The organism is Tautonia rosea, assembly GCF_012958305.1.
GTDB lineage: Bacteria > Planctomycetota > Planctomycetia > Isosphaerales > Isosphaeraceae > Tautonia > Tautonia rosea.
Window position 1 is genome coordinate 1 of sequence record NZ_JABBYO010000020.1, and the last position, 19,327, is coordinate 19,327.

Below are 19,327 nucleotides of genomic sequence, written 5' to 3' on the forward strand. Positions count from 1 at the left end.
TCCGCAGTCACAACCAGAAACTTCCGTGTCGGGACACTAGTCTTTGGCGCAGTCCGTTAGGTGTCCAGGGATTCCCTCTTTGGGTACGAAGTAGGGGACCATCGGGAAAGCGCCGCGCCATGACCTTCAAATAGTCGAGCCAGTATTTTGGGATATACAAGAGATATTGCTTACCCTTTGATCTCATCTTGGCAATGCCGTTATTCCAATCAATGTGGCCTGCTTGCATGCAACATAACAAGTGTGGTCGCATTTCTGTACTATCCAACAATTGCATCATAATTCTCAAGTCGGGTGGCGCTGCATCCAAGAGTCGTTTCACTTCATCGTCAGTCAGTAGCAGTGTCCGGCGCTCCATTGAGGGCTTGTGAACACCAGCAACCGGATTCTCTGCAATCAGCTTCTCGCGCTCACACCAATTCAAGAATGCGTTCACAACAGTCAGAACACCACACGCGCCACTGCTCGACCAGCCTTGCTCTCTCGACCAGAACTCTAATTGCCCTGGCGTCAGTTATTCAGGCGCGTACGTCCCGAATCTCTTGCGGAACTTTGAGAGTCGAGCCTTTGCTACCACCCAACTATTTTTTGAGCGCGTAGCCTTGCAATAAGCAAGATAAACATCTACTAGTGCATCCAGTGTGCGCGGCTTTTCTTGCTCATGCGGCGAGTTTGAAGTAATGGGCAGCTTAGTTCCGGTCAGACTATGGAACTTTTCCCATGCTGTTTTTTCGTCTTTGCCGAGATTGATTTGCTTGCCTTGATGGTAAACAAACCAACAGTCTCGATCGGATGTGAACCAAGGTTTTGCTTTCCGTGCCATGATTCTATGCCGTTGGCACAGAACCCGACGCGATGCCCTGCCAGTTGCCCTAGGCGTAAGTCCCTACAGTGTAAAGACTTCTGAATATGCCCGGCAGGATTTGAACCTGCAACCTTTAGCTCCGGAGGCTAACGCTCTATCCAATTGAGCTACGGGCACGTCTTATCTCAAGTATTGTTTCGATTGTGAACGCTGTGTCAAGCGGGTGGTGGGCAGTTGGTAAGGCAGGTCGAGCGGAAAAACGGGCAGGAGTGGCTGAGAACCAAAGGCAGTGAGGGAAGGGAGGAAGCGGTGAGCGCTGAGGAGGGGGTCAGCGCCCACCGGGACGCGTTCGGTCAGGATGAGGATTCCGAGGTTCCAAGTCGGCGCAGGGGGGTGTCGGAGAGCCAGCGTCGTAGGGTGATGAACCAGGAAACGCCCATGTAAAAGGCGGGGTAAAACAGTGAGATCAGGGTCAGGGTCCGGATCTCGGTCGTCCAGACGGGGGGCGAGTCGGACGGCATTCGCCAGAGGATCCAGATCAAGAGGAAGGTCCAGGGAACGGCCAGAAAGTTGCTCAGCATGTTGAGCCGTCCCGGCTGTGAGGGGTAAAGGTAGCGGCTCGGGATGAACGTCAAGAATCCGAACAGAATGAGGGTTGCCAGAGCCGCCCACTCGGGGATGGGAAGGACGTAAAGGTAAAAGGCGACGACATTCCAGTGAGAAGGGAAGCCGAGGAAATAGCCGTCGTCGGTCTTGGCCTCGACCTGGCAAAAGCCATAGGCGCTGGCCAGCAGCGGAAGCAAGAGCCAGGCTTCCAGGCCGGCGGGCAGAATCTCGGCTCGCCAGATGAGCAGCAGAGGCAGAAACGTGTAGGTCAGGAAGTCGGTCAGATCGTCGAGCTTTCGGCCGTCGAAGTTCGGCAAGACGCGTTTCACACCGACACCTCGGGCCATCGTGCCGTCGGTGGCGTCGACGAGGGTGGCGAGAAGCATCAAGGCGAACGACCAGCGGAACGCGTCGGCATCGCCTCGCACCAGAAGCACGGCGATGGAGGCGGCGATTACCAGACCGAGGGCCGTGTAGAGATGCACGCCCCAGGCCATGACGGTGCGGATCGGGTCTCCGGCACCCGGACGGCGCTGGTCGGCGTTTGGCTCGTCGGTGGTCAAGTTCTCTCCCATCAAGGATTCTCGGGATGTCATCCTCGTTCGCCTCCCTCAGGATCAAGCACCATCGTCGCCGGCGCGAGTGTGACGGGCGCGCGGTGGGTTTCCAGAACGCCGGTCTTGTGTCGGCGGACCAGCCAGTAATACGATCCCCCGGCCAGTAGCATGGCGGCCGTCGCCAGCGGGGCACTGTAACGCCGGGCCGTTTCGGTTCCGTAAATTTCCGAGCGGGGCCAGGACAGGTTCACGATCACGAAAATGCCCCAGACCACAGCCAGGAAGTTGACAAGCAGCCCCCATCGTCCCATCGAGAAGGCATCGGAGAAGTGGTGCGGGTGAGCCCCCCGATACGCCTTGCGGAGCCGCCGAGACAGCAGCGGCGCCGTTACCAGCAAATACGCAAGGTTCGCCCAGACAATCGCCACCGAGGCCATAACCTCGATCACCTGCGGGTAGTTGACGTTAACCACCAGCATCAGGATGGCGCACGCTCCGAGGAACACGGCCGGCCAAGTGGGTGTCCGAGACGTCTCGGAGATATGGGCGAGGGTCTCGGAGAACGGCAGGTTGTTATCCCTCGCCATCGCGAACATCAACCGAACAGCTGCGGCGTGCACGGTCAGGGTGCAGACGGTAATGGCCACGACCAGCAGGCAAAGCAAGGGGCGGCCCAGCCGTTCTCCCAGCACTTGCTTGATCACATACGGCATGCCGCCACTGACCATTCCGAGCTGTGGGTCGGCCGGATTCTCGACGGCGCAGAGGGCGGTGACAATCAGCAAGGCTCCGACCAGACCGACTGAGCCCAGCGCGAGCAAGATTGCTCGCGGAGCACGGCGTCTCGGGTTGTCGGTTTCCTCGGCGAGCGATCCAGCGGTGTCGAAGCCGTACATCACATAAGTTGCCGGCAAGGCCGCGGCCAGAAACGCGCCAAGAATGCCCAGCGATCGCCCTTCTCCCAGGCCCTCGACGTTGAGGACGATGGCCGGCCCCCGCCGCGCCGCGAAGGCCATCAAGGCCACAAGCAAGATCGCTCCAACGATCTCGGCAAAGACCCCCGCATTGTTGATTCGGGAGAGCAATCGAACGCCGACCGAATTCACAATCGTGCTGAAGACAATCAGGATGCAACCGAGGAGTACGGCGTTCTTCGCGGCGTCTTCCGCATTGGCGGCCGAACCAATGATCTGAAATCCGGACCAAAGCTGCGGCAGCGTGATCTGGAGCGCCAGGGCGACCGCGGCCAACGTAATGCCCGAGCATGCCAGATACACCCAGCCGGCCATCCAGCCCACACCCGCCGATCCAATGTGCTTGGACCACTGGTAAACCCCCCCGGACAGGGGATACCGGGCCGCCAGTTCGGCAAAGCAGAGCGCCACCAGGAACTGCCCGAGAAAGACCGTCGGCCAGGTCCAGAAGAAGGCCGGTCCACCTGCGGCGTAGCCCATGTAAAAGAGCTGAGGCAGGCCGGTCAGGATTGACAGATACGAGAAGCCGACGGCAAACGAGGAGAAGCTCCCCAGGGTCCGGTCAAGCTTCTGCCGGTACCCGAAGCCGGCCAGTTCGTGGGTGTCTTCGGTGTGTGCCTCCTGAGACACGCGGGAGATCCTCGTCACAGGTCATTCGGGGAGTACAAACGATGAACGCGGCAAGAAGGAACCATAACGTTTTAGCATAGACTGCGTCAGATTGCGCGACGAGTTGTTCGCGCGCACGTCCTTTGCCAGCAACCTTGAGGTCTCCCCTCCCTCGGTGTTGATTGCTCACTAAACCCTTACGACCCAGTTGAGCGGAACCCTTGCGGAGCCGGGGAATGCGTTTTACGATTGATTGGGTTGATTTCGGATTGTCTTGCAGTTCAATGATTGGTCGCATTGGGCACGGGTATGCCGCACCTGTCGGTGCTCTTTAAAATTTGGCTGCTGTTTCGGATCGTGGTCTGTCCCTGTTTGACAGGGGAGAATTTTCACGACTGGTCGTCGCTTGCCTTTTACCGATGGGCAGGAGCGGCCACGATTCCCTCAGATGACCTGTCTGATCCCTTCTCGGTGCCCGACTTCGGGCCCTGTCTCTGCGACGGCGCCCTCACGTCGACCTGCTCCCCTTGTTGGATCAACGACCGCTCCGGCGAGTTTCTGGACGAGTGGGCGATTCCTCTGGTCCGATCTGTCGATCTCGCTGTCGCCCATCTCAATGAGCGTCTTGTCATCGCGACGCGCCGAAACAGTGCGCTCTCCGTGCGCGCGATGCTGCAGAATTTCCGCTGCTAGACGCGGCTCCTCCCCTTTCTTCCCGCGAATCCCGGCATCCGCTCCGATGCAGGGGCTTTTCGCTCGTCGGGATCTGTTCCCCCCTTTCCCGATACCCGGGTCTCGATCGTCACGCCGATCGCTCCAGGTCTCGCGTCTGGTGATCGGCAGTTGAAGCGCCTTCCCCACCCGAGACATTCTCCGGACCCAAAAGGACCTTTGTCATGAGTCGCATGTTCTCATGGCTCGGCAACCTGATTGCCTATGCCGTGATCGCTGTCATCTTGCTCGCGGTGCTTCGACCGGATCTGGTCGAGATTCCAAGCCTCTGGAGCATGCTGGGCGAGCCCGAATCCGAGGCCGAGGAAACAACCGGCATGATCGTCGTCGAGGATGCCACGTCAGAGGATGAAGACACAGAGTCGACCTCGTCTGCGAGCAGCGACACCCCGCAGTATCACACCGCCGTCCGGCTTTCGTCTCCGGAGGTAGCGCAACGCATCGGTATGCAAACGGCGACGGCCGAACGCCGAACGCTCGTCGAACGTGTCGAGGGGAACGCCGAGACGGAATATGACGGCCACCGCTATGCCGAGATCGTCCCTCGGGTTGCCTGCGTGGTCCGGGAGGTGTTGGCGGATCACGGGACCAAATGTCAGCCCGGAGATCGCCTGGCCGTGGTGGATTCGGCAGAGGTCGGAACGGCGAAGGCCAATTACCTCTCCGCCCGAGCCATGGCGGAGTTGGCCGAGGCGACCCTGGAACGCACGATCACCCTCTCGGCCAGCGACGCGCTCCCGAAGGCCCGGGAACTCGAAGCCCGAGCCACCTTGAACACGGCCCGAGCCGACCTGCTCGGAGCCACTCAACGGCTTCGCAATTTCGGGTTCACCGAAGCGGATCTCGACCAAATTGCCGCAACGAACGACACCTCCTCCCTGCTAGACGTGATTGCCCCGATCGAAGGGACCATCGTCGATGTTCATGCCGTGATCGGCGAAGCGTTGGAGCCGAGAACGGTCATGTTCCTCCTCACGGACCTCTCGACCCTCTGGGCCTGGATCGACGTCCCCGAGGCCGAATACAGCCTGGTCAGCCGGGGGCAATCGGTGACCTTCGACACAAAGGTCGGATCCGAGTCCCCATCCGAGGGAATAGTCGAATGGGTCGATACGTCGATCGATCCGGTGACACGCACCGTTCGCGTGCTCGCCGAGTTGGAGAATCCCGAGGGACGGCTCCGAGCCAAGCAGTTTGGCTGGGGTTCAATCGCGGTGGCCAAGCCCCGGGAATCGGTGGTCATCCCGCGAGAGGCGGTGCAGGTGGTTGCCCCGGGCACAACGGTCGTCTTCCTCGACCACGCCGACGGCTCCTTTCTCCCCCGTCAAGTGGAGATTCGGTCGATCCGGGAGCCTGGCATGGTGGAAGTTGTGCAAGGTCTGCAACCGGGGGAAACGGTGGTCACCACGGGGGCCTTCTTCCTGATGTCGGAACTTCGCCGCGAGGAAATGGCGGGCGACTGATCATGTGATGTTTCGAACCGGCCTCCTGCCAGGACCTCCCCCATGCTCAATGCACTGATCAATGCAAGTTTGAATAACCGTTTTTTCATCTTGATGGCAACGCTGATCCTCGTGCTCGTGGGGGTGAATTCGGCGTTGAAGTTACCGCTTGACGCCTTCCCGGACACGACGCCGAACCAGGTGCAGATCAACACCGTGGCCCCCGCGCTGTCTCCAGAGCAGATCGAGCTGCTGGTGACTTACCCGGTCGAGCTTTCGCTCGGAGGGCTGAAGGGACTTCAGGAGGTCCGATCGGTTTCGAAGTTCGGCCTCTCGCAGGTGGTGGCGATCTTCGACGACTCGACGAACATCTACTTCGCTCGCCAGCAAATCACCGAACGACTCACCGGCTTGAAGTTGCCCGAGGGGATCGAGCCTCCTGAGATGGGGCCGGTCGCCACGGGCCTGGGAGAAATCTTTCACTATTACCTCGAAAGTCATGTTTACGATCTCACCGAATTGCGAACGTTGCACGACTGGGTCGTCCGCCCTCGATTAATGCGGGTGGATGGGATTGCCGAGGTCAACACGCTCGGCGGCCTGGCCAAGCAGTACGAGGTCCAGATCGACCCGTCCTTGCTGGCGAAGTACAACCTGACCTTCGACGACATCTCACAAACACTCCAAGAGAACAACCAGAATGTCGGCGGCGGCCCAGTCGACCAGGGGGGACAGATTGCCCTGATTCAGGGGGTCGGCCTTGTCCAATCGACGGAAGAGATCGCCGACCTCGTCATTACTTCGGTCGAAGGGGTCCCAATTCGAATCCGGGACGTGGCCAACGTGACCATCGGCCATGCGATCCGCCGGGGAGGCACCACGGCCGAGGGCCAGGGAGAGGTCGTGCTCGGGCTCGCCTTCATGCGAATGGGCGAGAATTCGAGAGACGTCACCCTGGCCATCGAGGCGGCGATGGACGAGGTCCGCAAACTCCTGCCCGAAGGGGTCGAAGTCGTCGTCGTTTACCGACGGACCGACTTGATCAACCGAGTCTTGCACACGGTCGAGGCAAATCTGTTCGAGGGGGCGATTCTCGTCATCGCCGTCCTGTTTGCCTTTCTCGGGAACCTGCGAGCCGGTCTGATCGTTGCCTCGGCGATCCCGCTTTCCATGATCTTCGCGCTGTCGATGATGCAGCGGGTCGGGATCGCCGGCAGCCTGATGAGCCTCGGGGCGATCGACTTCGGTCTGGTGGTGGATAGCTCGGTGGTAATGGTCGAAAACTGCGTCCGCCGGCTCTCGGAAGACCGTACCAACCGCTCGAAAATCGAAATCGTGCGGCAAGCGGCCATCGAGGTCCGCAAGCCCACCATGTTCGGCGAACTGATCATTATCATTGTATATCTGCCGATCTTGACGCTTGAAGGGGTCGAGGGGAAGCTGTTCCGTCCGATGGCCCTGACGGTGGTCTTCGCCCTGGTCGGCTCCATGATCCTCTCACTCACCCTGATGCCGGTCCTCGCCTCGCTCGGCCTGTCCAAAGGGAAGGAGGAGAAGGAAACGATCCTCGACCGCATCGCCCTCTGGGTCTACCGGCCGATCCTTCGTCTCTCGCTGAAGAACCCTCTCACAACCCTTCTGGCCGCCGTGACCCTGATGGCGGTGATGATTCGGCTGGCCCTCGGGCTCGGCTCGGAGTTCATCCCCCGGCTCGGCGAAGGGGCAATCGTCTTCAACACCGTCCGCTTGGCGAGCGTCAGTTACGACGAGTCGCAACGCTACGGCACCGAACTGGAACGGATCCTCCTGGAGGAGTTCCCCGACGAGATCGACCACATCTGGACCCGGATCGGCACCGCCGAGGTCGCGACCGACCCCATGGGCCTGGAGCTGAGCGACGTCTTCGTCACGCTCCGGCCGAGGGAGAAGTGGATCCGGGCTTCGACCCAGGAAGAACTCGTGGATGCAATGGCCGACGTCGTCGAGCAATTGCCCGGCAACGATGCGGTCTTCAGCCAACCGATCGAGCAGCGGATCAATGAGATGATCGCCGGCATCCGCGCCGATCTCGGTGTCAAACTTTTCGGTGACGATCTGGAGGTGCTTCAGGCGAAAGCGGGCGAGATTGCCGAGATTCTGGAAGCGATCCCTGGGGCGGCCGACGTCAGCGTCGAACAGGTGACCGGGTTGCCGGTGCTCCGTATCGTCGTTGATCGGTCGGCCCTGGCCCGACACGGAGTCCCGGGGCGCGTGGTCCTCGATGCGGTTCGGGCCGTCGGGGGCATCCCCGTCGGCGAGATTTATGCCGAGGAAGGAGGACGCCGCTTCCCCCTGGTCATCCGCTTGCCCCAACGGTACCGCGATCATCCCGATGCCTTGCAAGCGATCCTCATCCCGACCGCCTCCGGGGCTCGCATCCCCCTGGATCGGCTCGTTCGCTTCGAGGAGACGGTCGGCCCATCAACCATCCAGCGCGACTGGGGCCAACGTCGAATCGTCGTGCAATCGAACGTTCGCGGCCGTGATCTCGGGTCGTTCGTCGAGGAGGCCCAACGTCGGATCGAGGACGAACTGACCCTGCCCGTCGGCTACTCCATCACCTGGGGAGGTCAGTTCGAGAACCTGATCCGGGCCCGGAACCGGCTATACCTGGTCGTTCCACTGGCGCTCGGGCTGACGCTGAGCCTGCTCTACCTAACGTTCGGCTCGGCCCGAGATGCGGCCTTGATCTTCACCGGAGTGCTCTTTGCGTCGAGCGGGGGAGTCTTCGGACTTTGGTCACGAGGCATGCCGTTTACCATCTCGGCAGGGGTGGGCTTCATTGCACTTTCCGGGGCCTCGATGCTGATGGGTCTGGTCCTCGTCAACGCGATTCGACATCGCATTGACAGTGGTGTCCCGAAAGATCAGGCGATCCGAGAGGCCGCGCTGGAGCGCTTACGGCCGGTCTTGATGACCGGGACGGTTGCCCTCCTGGGGTTCTTGCCCATGGCGACCTCCGAGCGATTCGGTGCCGAGGTGCAACGTCCGCTGGCCACGGTCGTCGTCGCCGGGATGGGATTCAGCACCTTGACCACCATGGTCGTGCTGCCAATCCTCTACTCGCTCCTGGGACAGGGGCCTCGAAACGACCCCCACGATGCTCCCGAACCCGGGTCCGAGCCAGGCGCAGGGCCCTCTGCCAGCCCTTGAGGGATGGCCCGTTTCGACCATTTCCCGCTGCTCGCCCCAATCCGTGACTGGAGGAGATCGCTCGGACTCAGGACAGCAATCCTCACGGTAAGACCCGCTGGCCGACCGCTGTGTTCAGGGCGAGCATGCTTCGACGGTGTCGAACAAGCAGATCGCGCCAGCGGCGGATCACATCGTTGTATTCGCGTCGAACGTTGAGGTAGGCTACCGCGTCGATCTCGCCGCTGGAGAACAGACGGTCGGTCGATTCCAGAATCTGCTCCGCGGCCGGAAGCTGCTCGGCCTCGACGCGACGCAGGACAGACCGAGAGTTATGGAACTCTTGTTCCGCCTGACGAACTTCAACCACCACTTGCTGGACGATCGCGTCGTATTCCGAACGACTCTGTGAGAAGTTGACCCGTGCCCGCTGGATATTCCCCTGGTTCCGGTTGAAGACCGGCAAGGGAATGGTGATCCCTAATGCCCAGGAGGTCGCTCCCGGCAAGTCAAAGGGGGAATTATCCTGATAGGTAAACGGTTGATAAAGCAAGAAGACATCCGATAACCGATTGGCCACTTCCAGATCAACCTGCGCCTTCGCCCGATCGATCCCGAGCCGATAGGCCAGCAAGTCAGGACGGGCGGCCAGGGCCAGCTCGGTCAGTTCTTCAATGGTGGGAGGGGCGGCGATCGGATCGACCAGTTGCCCCTCGACCGGCATGTCTTCGGCCTCTGCCGGATGGATTGCCAGCAGCGAGCCGAGCGTCCGCTTGGTTCTTCGAAGTGCCTCCTCACTGTCGGCCAGGGCAATCTCGGCGTCGGTTTGCTGAATCCGAACGCGATTGACGTCGGCTTCGGTCTGAAGCCCTTGCTCGCGGAGCGTCTCGGTCAGTTCGAGCACCCGCTCCAGCCCTCGCGCACCGGCTTCGGCCAGTCGTACCGTCTCTCGGGCCGCAAGCACGTCGACAAAGGCAATCGAAAGATTGTCGATCTCTCGACGCACCGCATCCTGATACTGAGCCTCGATCACACTGAAAACCCGGCTGGCAAATCGGATTCGTGCCCGTCGCTTTCCGGTCAAATCGAGGGGATACGAAATGTTCAGATCGTATTGAGTCTGCCCCCCGGGCCGCGCATCGGTGTAGGGCTGATACGGAATCATCTGCGCGTCAGTGAAGAGGATCGGATTGGCCCGCAAGCCCGCCGTGAGCACGTCGGCCTCGGCCTGCGGCAACTCAAACGAGAGGGCTCGCAGGGTCGGATTGACCTCCATCAGGCGCTGAATGGCCTGGTCGAGCGTCAGCGCGTTCGGATCGAACGGAGCATCGGGGTCGGTGGGCAACTCCAGCGTGCCATAAAGCGGCATCGCGGCGATCGGCAACTCAGGAAGCGGCAGCACCCGTTCCAGCCCCGGAGGCGCGAGGCTCGATTCCGGCGTGGTGATCGAGAAGGGTACACGAGGCGTTCCCGGCCCCGGTCGATTGCCGATCGTCCCCTCCAGGCCTGGCCGATCCGACGGCATTTGTGTCGTCATCGACCCGGGGGCTCGCCCCAGCGTCGACTCTTGCAACCCCTGACCAAAGCTGGTGGGTGGCTCGGTCGCCTGCTGCGCCTTGGCCCCGTGCGTCGCCGGAATCACCGCCAGCATCAGCACAGTGCCGAGAATGGTGAAGCGGGTGATCATGAGTCTTTCGATGGCGAGCGCCACCCTCGAATCGGGACACCACACGTGTGTTCGGCCGTGAGATGCGTGCGAATCAGCGCGTCTGGGGTCGAGATGACCCCCACCGTTTCATACACGGCTCGCGGCGAAGCACTCGCACCGGCATCGGGCTCGTTCCGGAGCGTCATACCGATGTTTTCGGCAGAATCGTCCTGAATCCTGCATCCCTTACGTCGCGATTCTCGCGCTCAACACCGCAGCCGACGTTGAAGGCAATCGACGCCGACTGTCGGGAAGATCTCAAAAAAGTTCTCTGGTCGGTCGGGACCCCCATGCCTACAGTTTGCGTCTTGCACTCTCAAGGAGGAGAGTTATGCCTGCGATTCCGCCGCGTTTTCGATGCACACGGATGCTCCATCCGCAATTTCGCCTGTGTGCCCTTGTGATCCTTGGGCTCACCCTGGCTGACTCTGCAATCGGGCAGCCAGCGCAGAGCCGCTTGGCACTCCCTTCGACTTCGAGACCGGCACCCGTATCGGTCGAGCCCGGGCAAAACGGGGAGACCCTGGGGTCCTTGTACCAGGACATTGGCGAATTTGGCGGCCCGGACTCCGCGCCCAACGATCCGCCGGCTCCCGAAGGGATTCCTCGGGAGTTTGGGCCCCCGCCGCCTCCCAGGCTGGCCTTCGACTCCTGGTGGATCGGGCCTTCTCAGATCGGTGGGAGCCAGGCCGAGCTGTCGATGAGCTTCCTCTCCGTTGGCGGAGGCAAGCGATTCAAGCTGGGCAAGTGGTCGCTTCTGAGCGTCAGGCCCCAGTTTCAGACCTTGTTCCTTGGGGGACCGCCGAAGCCGGGGCCGGACCTGCCCGAACAGGTTTACGCGCTCACGACCGATTTCCAGCTCGAGCAGCCGCTTTCGAGGAAATTCAGCATCACCATCGGAGCGACTCCTGGCCTCTACACGGATTGGGAAAATCTCTCGGGAGAGGCCGTTCGAGTACCCGCCCGTCTCTTTGGTTCTTACATATACAGTCCGAAGCTGATCCTGATCGGTGGCGTCGTGTACACCGCACAGCCCGAGATTCCGATCATTCCGGCCGCAGGCCTGATCTGGAAGCCATCGGAAACCTGGCGCGTCGACCTGATCGCGCCTCGGCCTCGCATCGTCTATCGATGGAGTGAACAGCTTCAGCTCTACGGCCAGTTCGCGTTCGACTCGAGCACCTACGCAATACAATCAGCCGGTCGCAACGACCTGCTCGAATACCGAGACTTCCGCGTCGCGATGGGTGCCGAGTGGACGACGACGCAGAAGATGCGCCTCTTCGGAGAGGTGGGAGCCGCCTTCGCCCGAGACCTCGACCTGATGTTCCAACGCGGCAACACGGTCGATCCTGGCATCTACCTGCGAGCGGGCTTCCGATTCTGACACCCAGATGGTCGGGGCCGGGGCGAGCCAGAGTCGTTCATTCAACTCGGTTCGGCATCCCTCCCCCGGCAACCCTCGTGTCCTCACCAGGGGCATCCTTCGACCAACGTAACCGAAGGAGGAACGTCCTGACCGCCTCGGGCAGCGACTCCCACGAGGCGATCACTTCGGCCGGATCGGGGGCCGGACTGGTCACAGTTTGGGTCGCAGTTGAGGACAGACAAAGACGGAGACTGGCGTGATTGTCCGTCGATGGCTTCAGTAGGGGCTTGACGTAAACCCCTGCCAGAGTCGGCGCTTGGCGTCTCGTGTCGGTCAGAGTCAGAGTGCCGGCGGTGGGAGTCGAACCCACACGGAGGTTTCCCTCCGGAGGATTTTAAGTGTCTTTTGTCTGCCGGGGAATGGCACTGGGGCGGCGTGGGAGACGAGTTGGAATGAGCTGCGTCATAAGGAGTTGCGGCAGCCGATGTTTTTCGGACACATTGGGGTCGGATTGCAGCGACATTGGCAAGTAGTGCAGCAAAAACGCAGCGATTTTCCTTGACTGCGTGGATGTTGCCGAAATGGCAATCATAATCACAAATAATATTAATATACAAAAATATATGCCATTGCTGGACGCAACAGCATCTCTGCCTCCGGCGGCAGCTTGCTTCAGCTCATCCACGCTGGGGGGGCTTGAAGGTCACAGTGGCCATTTGTACAATGACACAGCCATTTGGCTTAGCCTGGAAAGGCTGGGAAGGATACCAGCGCAAAAACCGGCGTCACTGCATATCGTCCGTTCGGCCTCCCGACTATGGTAAGGGAGGATGATCCAATGTGTGCCCGCGTGGACATTGCGGGGCACGGGTTCCGCCGACGCTGGAGTAAGACGGGATGCCTCCTAAGTATCGCATCGAAGATTATGACCCAATCTTGGAGCTGGTCCGCAAGCATTGCAAGCACGATAGGATTGAGGACTTCTTGCGAGAGGCCAAGAAGATCAATCCCGACATCAAGTCTTCGGGCAGCAGCGACGAGATGGTCTTCGAGCATCTCAGAGAGGCGATCCAAGGCGGTGGTGAGTTGGCCGACGCCGCCGTGGACATGCTGGTCGATTCCGAGGAGTCGGGCCAGCAGCACATCTTCCTCCACAAGCCGAAGTCAGAGGATGTGAGAGCGGCGACGAGCGACGCCGAGTCAATTGCTTCGCGGCTGTTCGGGGCAGACTGGCGGACGCAGACCGGATTCCCGCTGGTACTCGCCCGGCCGCGCAACGAGCGATGGGCGGATTTTCGCATCGGGCCGACGGGGACGATGGGTTCAGGATGGACGGCGAAGCTCTATTCGGGGAAACTGCGATGGGAATCCCAGGGCAAGACACCTACGGACGATGAGACGCAGATCGAGGTGTGGAAGCACCGCCTCTCCCGCGACATCAAGCTGGTTCGGTGGCACGCCGATGGCATGCTCGAACTCAGGGTGCCCCAGGAGACCAAGCGCAACGATTTGCTGGAGTCGGTCAGCAGCTTGTGGACGGCCGTTGGAGCGGGCTTGAACGAGACCGATTTCGAGCCCTTTAATCTCAACCCTGCGTGCATGAAGCTCATTGAGAATCATCAGGATTACGGAGAGATGTGCCGCTTGGGGGATGCCCGAGTCCAGGATGAGCAGAGGGGTTCGGCTAAATTCGCGCCGCCATCGGGCCGAGATCATTTGATGAGCGACGTCACGCGCGAACAGGCGATCAGGTTGTACCGGTTGTGCAACGAGCTTGTGGTCACCTGGTATCTGGACCGCGAGGCCCACGGCGCGCAAGGCGAGCTCAGGACGGCGGTCGGAAAGTACGGAGCCAACAACATCCACGTGCGGGCGAAGACTACTGGAAAGGCGATCCAGCATGTTACCGACCAACTTCGCCGACTTGGCTGAGAGGCAACCGCAACTTCGCTCGGTCCTGGATACACTCGCGGAGTGGATCGAGAACAATCCGCATCTTGATTACATCGATATTCGTCGCGTTGTGTCCGAGAGGCCAGGCATCGACACCTCGCTTCTGGCGGTTGCGCTCGTCTCATTGGAACGGATCGGGATTCTTCGGGAGAAATTCGGCCTCATCGCGCCCACGAACCATGTCCTGGCCGATGACTTCTATGATTCATTGAGGGACATCCCGCCGGAGTCCCACGACACCACGGATCGCTCCTTTGACACTGGCGACGCGGAAGTGATACCCGTTTACGTCGGTGTCGATCGATGAATGCGAGCGAATCGCCGGACGAAGATGACATCGCGGCAATGATGTGGGACGACGTGATTGATATGCTCAACGAACGAAATGTCAGTCAAAAAAGGCTCATCGAATTCGAGGAAAAATGGCTGAAGGCAGGTGCTTCTCTACATGCCTGCAAGTTAGCCCGCCTCTTCGCCTCCTCAGCTGGCGCGTACCAGGCCGGGCAGGATGATACTATAGGTCGCATGGCGACAGAGTTCACCAGTGCCGTCAAGATGCTGCGAGACGCGCCGAGTGATCCCAGCGACCATGTGGCCACAAAAGCCCTCCCAAGGCTGGGCGATGCGCGGGCGGGTCACGCGCTGATCATGAAAGGGGGTGGCATTAAGGGCTTGGCGTATGTGGGCGCAATCGAGCATCTCACCCGCTGCTATAATTTCGATTGGTATGTAGGGACGTCAGCAGGTGCCGTCGCCGCTGTCCTCCTCGGCGCAGGCTATAACGCCGACGAACTGAGACAGATTCTGCGGGACAAGGATTTCCGTGACTTCTTTGACGCTGCCCATTGGAAGAAATGGGCCAATCTGGCGATTCATCATGGGTTTTATCCCGCGAACACGTTTACCGAATGGCTCGATAAGCTGCTTGCGGAGAAGCTCCGCAAGCCTTCGCGCGTGATGCTGTCAGACCTGCCTCATCGCGTCACGGTTTATGCGAGCCAACGCAACAGGCAGGCGCTGAAGTTCGACTCCAGAGATCGTGACGTCGCCGCTGCCTATGCCGTTCGTTGCAGCATGTCGATTCCGTTTATTTTCATCCCCCAGTCGGACCAGGGATTGAGGGCATATGACGGGGGCCTTCAGCACAATTATCCCGTCAACGACCTCCTGGCTAATAACCCGGGCACGCCGTTCATTAGCCTCTATTTAGGCTCCGAAATATATGAACCGGTCCGGCAACGATGGGTGTTATTGGATCTCCTCTCGATCTGTACGGAATCAGCCGACGCGGAGGCGATTACCAGATACCGCGATCGGACCGTCATCATCGACCCACGGCCAATCGATACTTTGGATTTCGCGCTTACCGACACCGAGAAAGAATATCTCGTCGCCTGCGGACGGGCTGGCGCACTCGCGCACTTGTCGAATGGCGCCGACGAGTGCCTGGAGGCGCAGCGTATCCGCGACAACCTCAAGGCGGATGTCGAAGAAGCTCGTCGGATCAAGCGGGCGAGACGACGTGTTTGGAGGTATCTAACGCTTGCAGCATTTTTTCTGCTGATGGCTGTGCTGAGTTGGTGCTTCTGGCTAAGCACCAGCCACCCCGAATAGACAACAATTAGCATAGACAAAACCAACTCATTCGATTGCAATCAAACTATTATTATCCCGCCTCATGGTAGTGTTCCTTATTTCATCACGCAACAATAAATAATTGACTGCTATTGCAATTCGCAATAGCCTCCATCTGCACGGGCGATGATGCCTGGCTAAACGATGGAGTTTCCTATGAAAGTCAATGAAATCTTAGAAGACGTGCATGAGGAGGTGATCCGTGCCACTACCAATTGGCCGCAGTTCAACAGCGCTCACGAAGGTTACGCCGTCATGCTGGAAGAGGTTGATGAGCTAAAGGCGCATGTCTGGATGAATCAGAAGCGGCGTAATCTGGAAGCCATGAAGAAGGAGGCGATTCAGATTGCTGCTATGGCAGTTCGGTTTGCGGTAGAAGTCTGCGGTGAGGACAAAGGCAGGAAATGAACCCCGCCGAACTGCGAGCAATCTGCGACTCGCTCAACGACGAGCGCGGCACGGGCGGGCAATCCAGGCTCGCCCGTCTGCTTGGTTGGAACTTCAGCACCGTCTGGCGGAAGCTGAACGGCAAGTCGCTGAGCACCGAGTCGGACGCACTGTGGCCATCGAGCGGGCCGTACAGATGGCTGAAGTCGAATAACGGTTACGACTTGCCGAATAGCCCAACGTCACCCCAACGCCAGCGAGCCGCCTGCTGCACTATTGCTGCAATCACCGTCCACCCCGAATCGACGTAAGTTAGTGCCGGCGGTGGGAGTCGAACCCACACGGGGGTTTCCCCCCGGAGGATTTTAAGTCCTCTGCGTCTGCCATTCCGCCACGCCGGCGATCGGATCGAGAGCGGGGATTAATCGAAGTATTCGTCGTCGGGGTGCCAGGCGGGGATTCCGAGCACGATCGTACGGACACCTTCCGTGCTGCGGAGGCGGTGGCGGGTGTACGGCTCGATCACAATCAGCATTCCCGGCTCGACGGAGACGAGGTCGTCATTCAGTTCAAGCTCTCCGGTCCCTTCGAGGATATAGTACAGCTCGGTGCAGCGGGCGTGGTAGTGCTTGACCGAGTCGGTGATGAAGGTGACATGGAAGTTGGCGGGAGAGGCATCCTCGAAGGTCAACAACCGGGTGCTCTGGCCGCACGGGCAAGGAACGGTGGGGGCTTCGTCGAGGCGGCGCACCAGGTAACCTGGTCCGGTTCGGGACGGGGCGGAGGTGTCCATCGCGGAGTTCCGTCGCAGAAATGTCGAGACGAAGACAGTAGGGACACCGATCACCGACTGGGAGGAGGAGGGCCGAGCGCGGCTCTGCCTCCTCCTCGGCGATCCTGGGATCACTTGCCGGTCAGGACGGCATCCTTCAAAGCCTTCAGCGGGGTGACCTTGACGGTGTTCCGCTTGGGCTTGGCCGGGATGTCGATGATCTCGCCGGTCTGGGGGTTGCGACCCTTCTTGGCGGGCGTGGCCTTCTTCTCGGCCAGGCGAATCTTGAGCATGCCGGGCAGGACAAACTGCTTCGGCCCGCCCCGCTTGGTGAGCGAAACGCGGACCAGTTCGTCGAGCTGCTCGAAGACGTTCGCCACGTCCTTCTTGGCCAGGCCGGTCTTCTCGGACAGCGCCGTGTAGAGTTCGTTCTTGGTCATCGGCCGGGCCTTGGCCTTGGCCGAAGCGGCTTCGGCCTTTGCAGGCGCAGCCTTGGGAGCAGCTTTCTTTGCGGCCATGGGTCGCATCCCCTCCTGATCGATGTTCGAATACCGTGTGGGAGCGCTCCTGGTGGCCCCAACCCGCATTGGGGAGGCTCGAACAACGCTCCTGCCGAACCAGATCGACGCTCTGGCCCGAAATATACAGGAAAAATTGTGATCTGGCTGCGCCCCGGCAGTCTTTTTCGCGGGATTGCCGTCTTTCGTGGACTCCGAACCCGTTGAGACTCAGTCTCCAGAGGCCTTTGAGGTCTGTCTCCTGGGGTCGTTGACCCCGTGGAGCAGCCCGGTTTCAGGGTCGATGACGATCGAGTGCGCATCCCCCTGCAACGCCGTCGATCGCACGCGATGGCCGCGGCGGCGGAGATCGTCGAGCATTTCCCTGGGCCACGAACCCCCCTCCACGGTGATCGCGTCGGGGAACCAGGCGTGGTGCGTTCGAGGGGCGTCAATCGCCTCTCGCGGCGATCGCTCGAACTCCAGAACGTTCAGCACGACCCAGAGCACCGTGTTCGGAATCGTCCGACCTCCAGGCGATCCTGTCACGAGTCGAGGTTTACCGTCCTTCAAGACGAGCGTTGGCGACATCGAGCTGAGCATTCGTTTGCCCGGGGCGATCCGGTTGGCCGGCGTCCCGATGAGCCCCGATGCCGAGGTGACACCTGGGACGAGGTTGAAGTCTCCCATCTCGTTGTTGAGCAGGAACCCGGCGCCCGGCACCACTGCCTTCGAGCCGTAACCGAGTTCCAGGGTGTAGGTCAACGCCACGGCATTTCCCAGGCGGTCGACGACCGAGAGATGCGTCGTGTCCGAGCCTTCAGCCAGGCCGGCGATCGGGAAGTCGGCCAGATCTTGACTCGGGGTGGCTTCGGGGCCGATCGACTCGGCCAGTTCGTCCGCGAAGGCAAGGGAGGTCAGTTCTTCGACCGGAACCTCAACGAAGTCGGGGTCGGCGATCCGGGTCGCCCGCACGAAGAAGGCCCGCCGCATGGCCTCGGTGATCCGATGAAGCGTTTCAGGAGCCTCGGGTCCATCGGCGGCGAGATCAAACCGTTCGAGGATCTGGAGCATCAAGATGAGCACAATCCCGCCTGACGACGGTGGCCCCATGCCGTAGACATCGAACTCCCGGAATCGGCCCCGGACCGGAGGCCTGACGACGGCGCGATACGATTCGAGGTCCTCACGGGTCATCACACCCCCGCCGTCCTGCATTGCGGCGACGATCAAATCGGCCGTCTTCCCGCCGTAGAATTCGTCGGGGCCATGCTCGGCGATTCGGGAAAGCGTGGCGGCCAGGTCGGGCTGTCGAAGGCGGTCCCCTGCCTGCCAGGGCATGCCATCGGCCTTGCGGAAGGCCGCGACCGAGCTCGGGAAATCGGCCAGGCGATCGACTCGGCCGCTGCCGTCGAGCAAATCCGCCGCACCGTCATCAACGAATAACTGGGCATTGAGCGACCGGGCGAGGGTCTCCGTCACAGGGAAGCCCTCCTCGGCCAAGGCCACTGCGGGGCGAACCAGTTCGGCCCAGGGGAGTGTGCCGAATCGTTCGTGAGCCAGGGCCAGCCCTCGGACGGTTCCGGGGACTCCGGCCGCCCTTGGCCCGGCCCGGTAGCGGCGGACGGGACGGTTGGCGTCATCCAGATACATCCGCTCGGTCGAGGCGAACGGGGCACGCTCTCGGAAGTCGACGGTGACGACCTCATCCTGTTCGGCCAGGTAGGCGACGATGAATCCTCCGCCGCCGAGATTCCCCGCCGCCGGGTGCGTGACCGCCAGGGCAAAGGCCGTGGCAATCGCCGCGTCGATCGCATTCCCCCCGTTGCGAAGCACGTCGCGGCCCACGTCCGAGGCGTTCGCCTCTTGCGAGACGACAACATGCGATCGGAATTCCTCCGCCCTCAGCGGCATCGTAGCCGCCAAGGGTGTCAGGATGAGCCCCAGGATCACCATCAACGCTCGCCGAGGCCGCCCGCACCAGGAGGCCCGAGGGTCGGATCGATCTCCACTCGACTCGGACCTGAAACCGCCGCAATCGGCCTGCAGGCCGGAGGCAAATCGCTGAGGCATGGCGAACACTCTCCGAAAGCAATCGATCGCGATCGGC

The 19,327-nt window shown here is 60.8% G+C and carries 15 protein-coding genes and 2 tRNA genes; 9 read left to right on the forward strand and 8 right to left on the reverse strand.

Features of this window, described 5'->3' with window-relative positions; all coding sequences use genetic code 11:
• Positions 1-908: 908 nt before the first annotated feature.
• The 3 genes from HG800_RS24210 to HG800_RS24220 all read right to left on the reverse strand — a co-directional run bounded on the left by HG800_RS24210 (position 909) and on the right by HG800_RS24220 (position 3,572).
• Positions 909-982, reverse strand: a tRNA-Arg gene (locus HG800_RS24210).
• A gap of 176 nt (positions 983-1,158) precedes the next feature.
• A complete protein-coding gene (locus HG800_RS24215) occupies positions 1,159-2,007 on the reverse strand; it encodes a CDP-alcohol phosphatidyltransferase family protein (protein ID WP_206352438.1) in 849 nt (282 codons plus the stop codon).
• Positions 2,004-3,572, reverse strand: coding sequence for an amino acid permease (locus HG800_RS24220; RefSeq protein WP_169980453.1), 1,569 nt, complete (start codon positions 3,570-3,572; stop codon positions 2,004-2,006). Before HG800_RS24220 ends, HG800_RS24215 begins: the two co-directional genes overlap by 4 nt.
• Before the next feature lie 276 nt (positions 3,573-3,848).
• Here HG800_RS24220 and HG800_RS24225 point away from each other — a divergent pair, with 276 nt between their 5' ends.
• The 3 genes from HG800_RS24225 (at position 3,849) to HG800_RS24235 (ending at position 8,917) form a co-directional block, all read left to right on the forward strand.
• A complete protein-coding gene (locus tag HG800_RS24225; protein ID WP_169980455.1) occupies positions 3,849-4,244 on the forward strand; it encodes a hypothetical protein in 396 nt (131 codons plus the stop codon).
• 203 nt (positions 4,245-4,447) lie between these two features.
• Positions 4,448-5,746, forward strand: coding sequence for an efflux RND transporter periplasmic adaptor subunit (locus HG800_RS24230; protein ID WP_169980457.1), 1,299 nt, complete (start codon positions 4,448-4,450; stop codon positions 5,744-5,746).
• A 42-nt stretch (positions 5,747-5,788) separates the two neighbouring features.
• Complete coding sequence (locus HG800_RS24235) at positions 5,789-8,917, forward strand: efflux RND transporter permease subunit (protein WP_169980459.1); 3,129 nt, start codon at positions 5,789-5,791, stop codon at positions 8,915-8,917.
• Between the two features lie 82 nt (positions 8,918-8,999).
• Here HG800_RS24235 and HG800_RS24240 read toward each other — a convergent pair whose 3' ends face one another.
• Entirely contained in the window at positions 9,000-10,583 is a 1,584-nt protein-coding gene (locus tag HG800_RS24240; RefSeq protein WP_169980461.1) for a TolC family protein, read from the reverse strand.
• Between the two features lie 553 nt (positions 10,584-11,136).
• Between HG800_RS24240 and HG800_RS24245 the strand changes: the two genes are divergently transcribed.
• The 6 genes from HG800_RS24245 to HG800_RS24270 all read left to right on the forward strand — a co-directional run bounded on the left by HG800_RS24245 (position 11,137) and on the right by HG800_RS24270 (position 16,259).
• Positions 11,137-11,991 (forward strand): DUF6268 family outer membrane beta-barrel protein, encoded by an 855-nt coding sequence (locus HG800_RS24245; RefSeq protein WP_169980463.1) that lies wholly within the window; start codon positions 11,137-11,139, stop codon positions 11,989-11,991.
• Positions 11,992-12,957: 966 nt separating this feature from the next.
• Entirely contained in the window at positions 12,958-13,905 is a 948-nt protein-coding gene (locus HG800_RS24250; protein WP_169980465.1) for a hypothetical protein, read from the forward strand.
• On the forward strand, positions 13,874-14,233 hold the full coding sequence (locus tag HG800_RS24255; RefSeq protein ID WP_169980467.1) for a hypothetical protein: 360 nt from the start codon (positions 13,874-13,876) through the stop codon (positions 14,231-14,233). The genes HG800_RS24250 and HG800_RS24255 overlap by 32 nt, the downstream gene beginning before the upstream one ends.
• Positions 14,230-15,540 (forward strand): patatin-like phospholipase family protein, encoded by a 1,311-nt coding sequence (locus HG800_RS24260; protein WP_169980475.1) that lies wholly within the window; start codon positions 14,230-14,232, stop codon positions 15,538-15,540. The genes HG800_RS24255 and HG800_RS24260 overlap by 4 nt, the downstream gene beginning before the upstream one ends.
• A 177-nt stretch (positions 15,541-15,717) precedes the next feature.
• Positions 15,718-15,969, forward strand: a complete 252-nt coding sequence (locus tag HG800_RS24265) for a hypothetical protein (protein WP_169980477.1) — start codon at positions 15,718-15,720, stop codon at positions 15,967-15,969.
• The gene (locus HG800_RS24270) at positions 15,966-16,259 is read left to right on the forward strand and encodes a helix-turn-helix domain-containing protein (RefSeq protein ID WP_169980479.1); all 294 of its coding nucleotides are present in this window, start codon (positions 15,966-15,968) and stop codon (positions 16,257-16,259) included. The genes HG800_RS24265 and HG800_RS24270 overlap by 4 nt, the downstream gene beginning before the upstream one ends.
• A gap of 5 nt (positions 16,260-16,264) precedes the next feature.
• Here HG800_RS24270 and HG800_RS24275 read toward each other — a convergent pair.
• The 4 genes from HG800_RS24275 to ggt form a co-directional block, all read right to left on the reverse strand.
• A tRNA-Leu gene (locus tag HG800_RS24275) sits at positions 16,265-16,349 on the reverse strand.
• 20 nt (positions 16,350-16,369) lie between these two features.
• Positions 16,370-16,741 carry a cupin domain-containing protein gene (locus HG800_RS24280; protein WP_169980481.1) on the reverse strand — a complete coding sequence of 124 codons (372 nt, stop codon included), beginning with the start codon at positions 16,739-16,741 and terminating at the stop codon, positions 16,370-16,372.
• Positions 16,742-16,851: 110 nt separating this feature from the next.
• A complete protein-coding gene (locus HG800_RS24285; protein ID WP_169980483.1) occupies positions 16,852-17,238 on the reverse strand; it encodes an HU family DNA-binding protein in 387 nt (128 codons plus the stop codon).
• Positions 17,239-17,448: 210 nt separating this feature from the next.
• Positions 17,449-19,290, reverse strand: a complete 1,842-nt coding sequence (gene ggt / locus HG800_RS24290) for a gamma-glutamyltransferase (protein ID WP_235963938.1) — start codon at positions 19,288-19,290, stop codon at positions 17,449-17,451.
• Positions 19,291-19,327: the final 37 nt, after the last annotated feature.